An 8,046-nucleotide genomic window follows, 5' to 3' on the forward strand; every position below is an offset into this window, starting at 1 on the left:
GCTACCAGCGGTAGGTCGCCGTGGCCGTCGCCGTGCGCGGATAGCCGTAGTAGCAGTTGCGGTAGCCGCAGTTCGCGAAGTAGGTCTTGTTGGTGAGGTTGCGCAGGTTCAGCGCCAGGCTCCAGCGGTCGATGTCGTAGCCGAGCATGGCGTCGAACACCGTCGATGCCGGCACCTTGCTCGGCCACGCGGCTTCGCCGTCGCCGTAGTTGGAACCCGTGTAGCGCGCGCCCAGGCCCACCTTCACACCGTTGACAAAGCGGTAGTCCGCCCACACCGACACCCGATGGCGCGGCACGGCCGTGGACTGCTTGCCGATCTCGCTCGTTTTGCTGCTGGCCGTGACGATGGCGCGCGGCGTGTAGCTGTATGACGCCGTGAGGTTCAGGCGCGAGGCGATCTCGGCCGTGGCCTCGAGTTCCAGGCCGCGCACCGAGATCTCGCCCGTCTGCTTGGGCATGAATTCGGCGTCGTAGCTGATGTAGTTCTTGCGCCGCAGGTCGAAGATGGCCGCGCTGTACATCGCCTTGCTGCCCGTGGGCTGGTAGCGCACGCCGGCCTCGTACTGCTTGCCGCTTTCGGGCTTGAACGGGTCGCCCGACACCGGGTCGATGGTGGCCGTGGGCGCGAACGACTCCGAGTAGCTCAGGTACGGCGCCCAACCGCTCGGGTGCAGATAGACCAGGCCGGCCCGGCTGGTGAACTTGTGGTCGCGGATGCGCTGGCGCGAGCCGTCGATGCGGCTGTCCACCGTGCTGTCGGCGGTGTCGTAGCGCCCGCCGAGCGTCAGCGTCCAGCGGTCGCCCCACTTGATCTGGTCCTGCAGGTAGACGCCGGTCTGCGCGAGCCGGCTGATGCCGTTGAAGTACGGCTCGGGCAACGCGATCGGACCGCCGTAGCGCGGCGCGTAGATGTTCAGCGGCGAAGCGCTGCCGCCGCTGAAGGTGACCTGGTCGATGCGCGTGCGCTGGTAGTCCAGCCCGACCAGCACCTTGTGCTGCGTCTCGCCCAGGCGGAAGTCGGCCTGCAGCTGGTTGTCCAGCGCCACGGCGCCGATGTTCTCGCGGCTGCCGAACACGCTGCGCGACATCTGCTGGAAGTTGATCGGATCGTTCGGCACCTCGGGGTTCAGCGCCATGAAGCCGGTCAGTTGCGTGCCCGTGTAGTCGAGCTTCTGGTGTGCGTAGCGCGCGTTCTGCCGCACCGTGAAGGTGTCGTTGATGCGGTGCTCGAACTGGTAGCCGACCATCTCCTGGTCTTGATTGAAGCGGTCGAAGCCGGGCTCGCCGACGAACAGTTTCGAGGGAATGCGGGTGCCGATGGCGGTCGGATCGAGCGAGCCGACCTGCGGCCGCGCGCGCGTGTAGACCCCGCCGCGCGTGCGCGAGAACTGCGACAACAGCGTGAGCGTGGTGTCGCTCGACGGCTTCCAGGTGAGCGCGGGCGCGATGTACATGCGATCGTCGGCTTCCTTGGCCGCCGGCAATTGCGCGTCGCGCACGAGGCCGGTGATGCGGTAGAGCAGCTTGCCGTCTGCATCGAGCGCGCCCGAGAAATCGCCTGCCACCTGCTTGCGGTTGTGGTCGCCCACCTGCAGCTGCAGCTCGCGAATCGGCTCTGCCGTCGGGCGTTTGCTGACCACGTTCACCACCCCGCCGGGGCCGCTCATGCCGTACAGCACCGACGACGGGCCGCGCAGCAGCTCGATGCGCTCGGCGCCGTAGTTCTCGGTGCGCCACACGCCCCAGGTGCTGTTGTTGCGCAGCGGCAGGCCGTCCAGGTAGAAGCCCGGCGAATAGGCGTCGAAGCCGCGCAGCGAGATCCAGTCGTAGCGCGAATCGGCACCGTAGGTGGTGGTCGACACGCCCGGCGTGTAGCCCAGCGCGTCCTTGAGGTTGGTGGCGCCGATGGCCTCGATGCGGTCGGCCGTGATCACCGAGATCGACTGCGGCGTCTCGATGATCGGCGTGTCGGTCTTGGTGCCGGTGGCGCTGCGCTTGGCGACGTAGCCCTGCACGCGGCCGGTGGCGCTTTCTTCGCCGTCGGCGATGACGGTCACGGCCGGCAGCGTGGAGGTGCCGCCGGAGGCCGGCGCGGCCTTGATGACGGCTGCGTTGCCTTCCATCGTGGCCGCCAGGCCGCTGCCGGCCAGCAGCCGGTCGAGTGCCTGCCGTGCCGTGAGGCTGCCGGAGATGGCCGGCGCGGTCTTGCCCGCGACCAGGCTCTGCTGCACGACGAGCTGGATGCGGGTCTGCCGCGCCCAGTCGTTCAGCGCCTCGGCCAGCGGCTGGGCCGCGATGCTGATCGGCTGTGGCGCGCCCTGCGCCCGGGCCAGCAAAGGCGCGTTCGCCAGGGCCAATGCAACGGCCAGGGCCAGCGGCGCGGGTGTCATCTTTGTTATCAAGCGCTTCGTCATCGAACGTCTTCCAGGTAGTGAATGCAAATGGTTCCTATCTGGGCTGACGCACGAGCCGGCGGAATCCCCGTAGTGCCGACTAAAAATTCTTTGCTTCTTTTGTTTTAGAGGGCCGGCACGAGCTCCGCGACCGCGCCGTTTTCCTTCAGCCGCACCGGCAAGGCGCTGGCCAGGGCGCGCCGCAGCATGCGCGCGTCCCGCGGATCGAAGGTGCCGCTCAGGCGCAGCGCCGCCACGGCCGGGTCGTTCACCACCAGGCCGGTGCTGCCGTAGCGCTCCAGCTCGGCCAGCGCGCGGGCCAGCGGCGTGTCGACGAAGCTCAGGCGGTGATCGCGCCAGGGTGCGATGCCGTCGCGCGGCACGGCCGAGACGGCGGAGAACACGCCCTGCGCATCGCTCTCTACCTGCCGGCCGGCGGTGAGGAAGACTTCGCTCGTCGCATCCGGCGCCCGGCGCAGCACGCGCACCTTGCCCTCTTCCACCGACACCCGCGTGCCGTCGGCGCCCGGCATGCCGGGGGTGTGCCGCACGGCAAAACGCGTGCCGACCACGCGCACACGCAGCGGACCGGCCAGCACGTCGAAGGGACGTTTCGCATCGGACTGCACCGCGAACACCGCCTGCCCGTCGATCAGCGTCACCTCGCGGCGGTCGCGGAACAGCCGCACTTCGAGGCGGGTGGCGGTGTCCAGCCGCAGCCGGGAGCCGTCGGGCAGCGGCGCTTCGAGCTGCTGCCCGCGCCGGGTGGCGAAGGCCTGTTCGAACACGGGCTGAGCCTGCACCTCGCGCCACCCGAGGTAGCCGGCGCCGACGGCCATGCCGGAGGCGGCCAGCACGAAAGCCGGTTTCAGGAAACCGCGGCGCGTGGGCGCAACCGATGCGCTGCCTTCGAAGCCGCTGCGCCAGCCCGCGACGGTTTCGGGCGCGATCGCGTCGAAGGCGCGCCAGCGCGACTCCCATTCGCGAAAAGCTGCGCCATGGCGCGCATCGGCGCCGAGCCAGGCCTGGAACGCGCGCTCCTCGCTCGCGCCCCAGTGCGCGCGCTGGCGGCGGACGAACCAGTCCAGCACGTCCTGTCGCAGGCGCTGGGCTTCTTCGGACGGAGGCGACGTGAGGGTCATGACGTGGAAATCGTTCTTATGGGAGTAGACGCACGAGCGTGGTCAAACCCTGTAATGGTGCGTGTTCTGTGGGCTCTCATCTCACTCTGAACCCCGGGTCCGCTCCAGGCACGCCCAGCACGCCTCCATCGCGATGCGCAACTGCATCTCGACCGTGCGCACCGAAATGCCCATGCGCGCGGCCACCTCGGCGTACGAGAGCCCGTCGAACTTGTAGAGCACGAAGGCTTCGCGGCAGCGCGGCGGCAGCCGGTCGATGGTCGCAACCATGGCCGCCATGCCCTGGCTGGACGACAGGATGGCGTCGGGCTCGAAGGTCTGGGGGCCGATGCAGTCGTCGGCGTCGGGCGGTGCCTCATCCGGCGTCGCCGTGTCGCCGCCCGCGCGCACGCTGGTGCGGCGGTGGTGGTCGGTGACGAGGTTGCGGGCCGTGCGGTAGAGCAGCGCGCGCGGGTCGCGCACCACGCTGCCCGTGCGCTGCGCCTCGTACACCCGCACGTAGCTCTCCTGCGCCAGGTCGGCCGCGGTGGCGCGGTCGGGTACCTTGCGGGACAGAAAGCTCAGCAGCTCGCGGTAATAGCGTTCGAACACGGGCGCACCACAGCCGGAAAAGGCAGGTCGAAGTCCAGGGGCAGGTTGGCTTCGACACGGCGTGGCTACCTGAGAGATTCAGAACAAAAGAAAACGCGAGATTATGTGCGGGTTCAACCCGCCCATCGCCGAAGGGTAGGCATTTCGCCTGCCGCGCACGGCATGCGCGCGGGCTACCCTCCCCTTCGCGCCTCTCCAGATTCGCCCGGCCTCAGTTGCCGCACGCAGGGTGCTTCTGCCCTTCGGTGGTGTTCGGCAGGCCCAGGAAGTCCAGGATGTGCGGCGTCGTGCCGTCCACCTGCGTCAACGCGGTACCCCCGAGGTTGCCCAGGCAGTAGCTGGGCTTGAGCGGGTTCTGGTGGTTGTTGTTCAGGATCAGCAGCGTACTGCGTTCCGCCGCCGTCTGCCCGCCGTGCCCGCTGCCGGTGCCGCCGTGGTCGGAAGTGACGACGATCAGCCATTCTTCGTTCGCGTAGTTCGGCCGCGACGTGAGCGCCGTGAGCACCTGCTGGATCTGCTGGTCTTCGCCGGCGATCTTGCCTTGGTAGAACGCGTTGAGCGGCTCGTAGCTCGGCGCGTGGATGTCGGCGTTGTGCAGGTAGTAGAAGATGGCCGTCGGCGGGTTCTTCCAGCTCAGCCAGCCTTTGACCGCGTCGGTGGCCTGCTGCGAGTTCTTGGCCGCGTTGGCAACCACGAAGTCGGCCAGCGCCGGGCGCAGGTTGTGGGTGATGTTGAACCAGTCGCCCACGACCGCCGTCGTGGCCGTCGGCCAGGCGGCCTTGATCTGGTCGAACACGTGCGTCTTCTTCAGCGGCAAGGTGGTCGTGTTCGAGGTCACGCCGTGCTTGTCGGCCCAGAAGCCGGTGAACACCGACGACCAGCCGGGTCCGCTCACGGTCGCCTGCTTGGTGCCGCCCGCCAGCACGTTGCCGTGGAAGGCGCCGCCGGCAATCAACGCCGACATCGCGGGCGTCTGCACGCAACCCGCGCACTGGATGGCGTCGCCACGCAGGCCGTCCAGGCCGATCAGCAGGATGTGCTTGTTGCCGGGCACGGGGTTGGGAACGCCCTCGCCCGCAATCAGCGAATAGTGGTCGTAGGGGCTGCCGGCGTAGTCGGTCTTCAGGCCGCCGATGTCGCTGGCGCGCTTGTCGCTCAGGTCGCAGCGCTGCTGCGTCTTGTTGTAGTCGAACGACTTGCACCACGACGAGCGGCTCGTGTCGGTGCAGGCGTTGGCGCAGTCGGAGGGCGTCACGGTCTGCAGGGCTTCGGTGTTGTAGCCGCTGATGGCCGCATTGGCCGTGTGCGCAAACGGCTTCAGCGGATCGGGCTTGAGGCTGTAGTGGTCATAGGGGTTGCCGGGGTAGTCGGTCTTCAGCCCGCCCACATCGGCGGCGCGCTTGTCGCTCAGGTCGCAGCTCTGGTTCGTTTTGTTGTAGTCGAACGAGACGCACCAGGCGCCGCGTGGCGCGCCCAGGCAGGCCGACGCGCACATCTCGGGCGTCGACTGCGTCAGGTTCTCGATGTTGTTGCCGGAGATGGCCGCGTTCGGCGTGGTCGCGAAAGCGTCCAGCGAAGCGGCGCTTGCATGGCCTGCAAGCGCTGCGAACAGCAGGCCCGCCAGGGATGCACGGATCGATGACTTCATGAGGTCTCCTCATCACAGGGTCGTGGGGTGATTCCCGGGAGCTGCCTCACCGTCTTCCGCACGGTGAGTGCAACGCCGGGCGGAGTAAATCACCGCCGCCTGCCATCGATCCAATTCAAAAATCTTCGATGTTGTATTCAGCAGAGCTATACATCGGCGTGTCACGAAGCGCGGTCACGCAGCGATCAGGCCGCGCGATTCGAGAACGCCATCACCCCGTCGTCCACACGCCCGAAGCGCAACAGCACGATGTCGCGCGCGTAGTTCTGGTGCAGCTTCCACGGCGTGTGCGTGCCCTGTTTCGGAAACTTGTCGAGCGAGCGCTGCACGTAGCCCGAACTGAAATCGACCCAGGGTTCGGGCGACAGATCGGGGCCGGCGTTGTGCGGCGTGCACTGCCGCCAGCCGTGCTTGCGCATGTGGTTCAGCAGCCGGCAGACGTAGGCGCAGGTCAGGTCGCACTTGAGCGTCCACGAGGCGTTGGTGTAGCCGAAGGACGAGGCCAGGTTGGGCACGTCGCTGTACATCATTCCCTTGTAGTTGAAGGTGCTCGCCGGGTCGATTCGGCGGCCGTCCACGCTCAGTTCGATGCCGCCGAGCACCTGCAGCTCGAGGCCGGTGGCGGTGACGATGATGTCGGCCTCCAGTTCGCAGCCCGACTTCAGGCGCAGGCCGCTGGGCGTGAAGGTGTCGATGTGGTCCGTGACCATCGATGCGCGCCCCGCGTTGAGCGCCGCGAACAGATCGCCGTCGGGCACGAGGCACAGGCGCTGGTCCCACGGGTTGTAGCGCGGCGTGAAGTGCGTGGCGATGTCGTAGCCCGGCCCGAGCGCGTGGCGCACGCCGCCCAGCAGCATGCGTTTGACGCGCGCCGGCTTGCGCCGCGCGAGGCGGAAGAACAGCATGCCGAGCGTCACGTTCTTCCAGCGCGTGAGGCGGTACGCGGCCATCGCCGGCAGCAAGCCTCGCAGGCGGTTGGCAATCGGGTCTTCGGCCGGGCGCGCCACCACGTAGGTCGGCGAGCGCTGCAGCAGCGTGACGTGCGCGGCGGTTTGGGCCATCGCAGGCACCAGCGTCATCGCGGTGGCGCCGCTGCCGATCACGACCACGCGCTGGCCGCTGTGGTCCAGGTCGGCGGGCCAATGCTGCGGATGCACGATGCGGCCCTTGAAGTCGGCCATGCCGGCAAACTCGGGCGTGTAGCCCGCTTCGTAGCGGTAGTAGCCGCTGCACAGGAAGAGGAAGTTGCAGCGCCACTGCACGAGTTGCTTGTCGGGCCCTTGCTCGGCATCGACCGTCCAGCAGGCGTCGGCGCTCGACCAGGCGGCGCGCACCACGCGGTGCTGGTAGTGGATCTTGTCGTCGACGCCATGCTGGCGCGCCGTGTCGCGCACGTACTGCAGGATCGACGGACCGTCGGCGATCGCCTTGGCCTGCGTCCACGGTCGGAACACGTAGCCGAGCGTGTACATGTCGGAGTCGGAACGCACGCCCGGGTAGCGAAACAGGTCCCAGGTGCCGCCGCTGCGTTCACGCCCTTCGAGGATCGCGTAGCTGCGGTCTGGGCACTGCGCCTGCAGGTGGCAGGCGGCGCCGATGCCGGAGAGGCCGGCGCCGACGATCAGGACATCGACACGCGGCGGCGCGACGGCCGGGTTTTCTGGTGGCATCGGGGGCTTGTCTCCTGGCTCATGGCTTGTTGTTGTCTGGCTTTGCTGTGGGCGCGCGACGGATCATCAGCCAGGCGCTCACCGCACTCAGCACGGCCAGGCCGGCGCTCAGCAGCATCACCCAGCGGAAGCCCGCGACGAACGATTCGGCCACCGCGCGCTTCACGGCAGCGACGGTCGCTGCATCGGCACCTGGTGGTGCACCGGCCGCAGCCAGCCGATCGCGCTCGGACGCAAGAAAAGATCGCACCTCGTCCGACGCACCCATCGCCTGCAGCCGCTCGGCCAGCGCCGCGTCGAAAGCCCAGGCCATGATGGCGCCGAACACCGCAATCGCCAGCACTGCCGCCGCGCGCGACACCGCGTTGTTCACGCCCGAGGCCACGCCTGCGAGGTCAGGCCCGACCGCATTCATCACCGTGGTCGTGAGCGGCGCGACCGTCACCGTCATGCCGAAGCCCAGCACCACCACGGCGGGCAGAAAGCCGCTCCAGTAGCTCGCGCCCACGCCCGGCAGCGCGAACAGCGCAAAGCCCACGGCCGCGATGGACGGCCCGATGACCAGCGGCAGCCGCGGCCCGAAACGATCGACCAGCTGCC

General features: G+C 68.3%; 6 protein-coding genes. All 6 read right to left on the minus strand.

Features of this window, described 5'->3' with window-relative positions:
* Window position 1 precedes the first annotated feature (1 nt).
* Window positions 2-2,416 (minus strand): TonB-dependent siderophore receptor, encoded by a 2,415-nt coding sequence (locus tag AAG801_RS21215; RefSeq protein ID WP_341890140.1) that lies wholly within the window; start codon window positions 2,414-2,416, stop codon window positions 2-4.
* 104 nt (window positions 2,417-2,520) lie between these two features.
* On the minus strand, window positions 2,521-3,537 hold the full coding sequence (locus AAG801_RS21220; protein ID WP_341890141.1) for a FecR domain-containing protein: 1,017 nt from the start codon (window positions 3,535-3,537) through the stop codon (window positions 2,521-2,523).
* An 81-nt stretch (window positions 3,538-3,618) separates the two neighbouring features.
* Window positions 3,619-4,128 (minus strand): sigma-70 family RNA polymerase sigma factor, encoded by a 510-nt coding sequence (locus tag AAG801_RS21225; protein ID WP_341890142.1) that lies wholly within the window; start codon window positions 4,126-4,128, stop codon window positions 3,619-3,621.
* 211 nt (window positions 4,129-4,339) lie between these two features.
* Entirely contained in the window at window positions 4,340-5,776 is a 1,437-nt protein-coding gene (locus AAG801_RS21230) for a PAN domain-containing protein (protein WP_341890143.1), read from the minus strand.
* A gap of 185 nt (window positions 5,777-5,961) precedes the next feature.
* Window positions 5,962-7,446 (minus strand): NAD(P)/FAD-dependent oxidoreductase, encoded by a 1,485-nt coding sequence (locus AAG801_RS21235; protein ID WP_341890144.1) that lies wholly within the window; start codon window positions 7,444-7,446, stop codon window positions 5,962-5,964.
* Between the two features lie 19 nt (window positions 7,447-7,465).
* A partial coding sequence (locus AAG801_RS21240) for an MFS transporter (protein ID WP_341890145.1) occupies window positions 7,466-8,046 on the minus strand: 581 nt, incomplete at its 5' end.

The organism is Variovorax sp. YR752, assembly GCF_943372545.1.

Excerpts from the sequence above, each read along its gene's own strand:
- AAG801_RS21215 (WP_341890140.1), bottom strand. The coding sequence starts at position 2,416 with ATGACGAAGCGCTTGATAACAAAGATGACACCCGCGCCGCTGGCCCTG.
- AAG801_RS21220 (WP_341890141.1), bottom strand. The coding sequence starts at position 3,537 with ATGACCCTCACGTCGCCTCCGTCCGAAGAAGCCCAGCGCCTGCGACAG.
- AAG801_RS21230 (WP_341890143.1), bottom strand. The coding sequence starts at position 5,776 with ATGAAGTCATCGATCCGTGCATCCCTGGCGGGCCTGCTGTTCGCAGCG.
- AAG801_RS21235 (WP_341890144.1), bottom strand. The coding sequence starts at position 7,446 with ATGCCACCAGAAAACCCGGCCGTCGCGCCGCCGCGTGTCGATGTCCTG.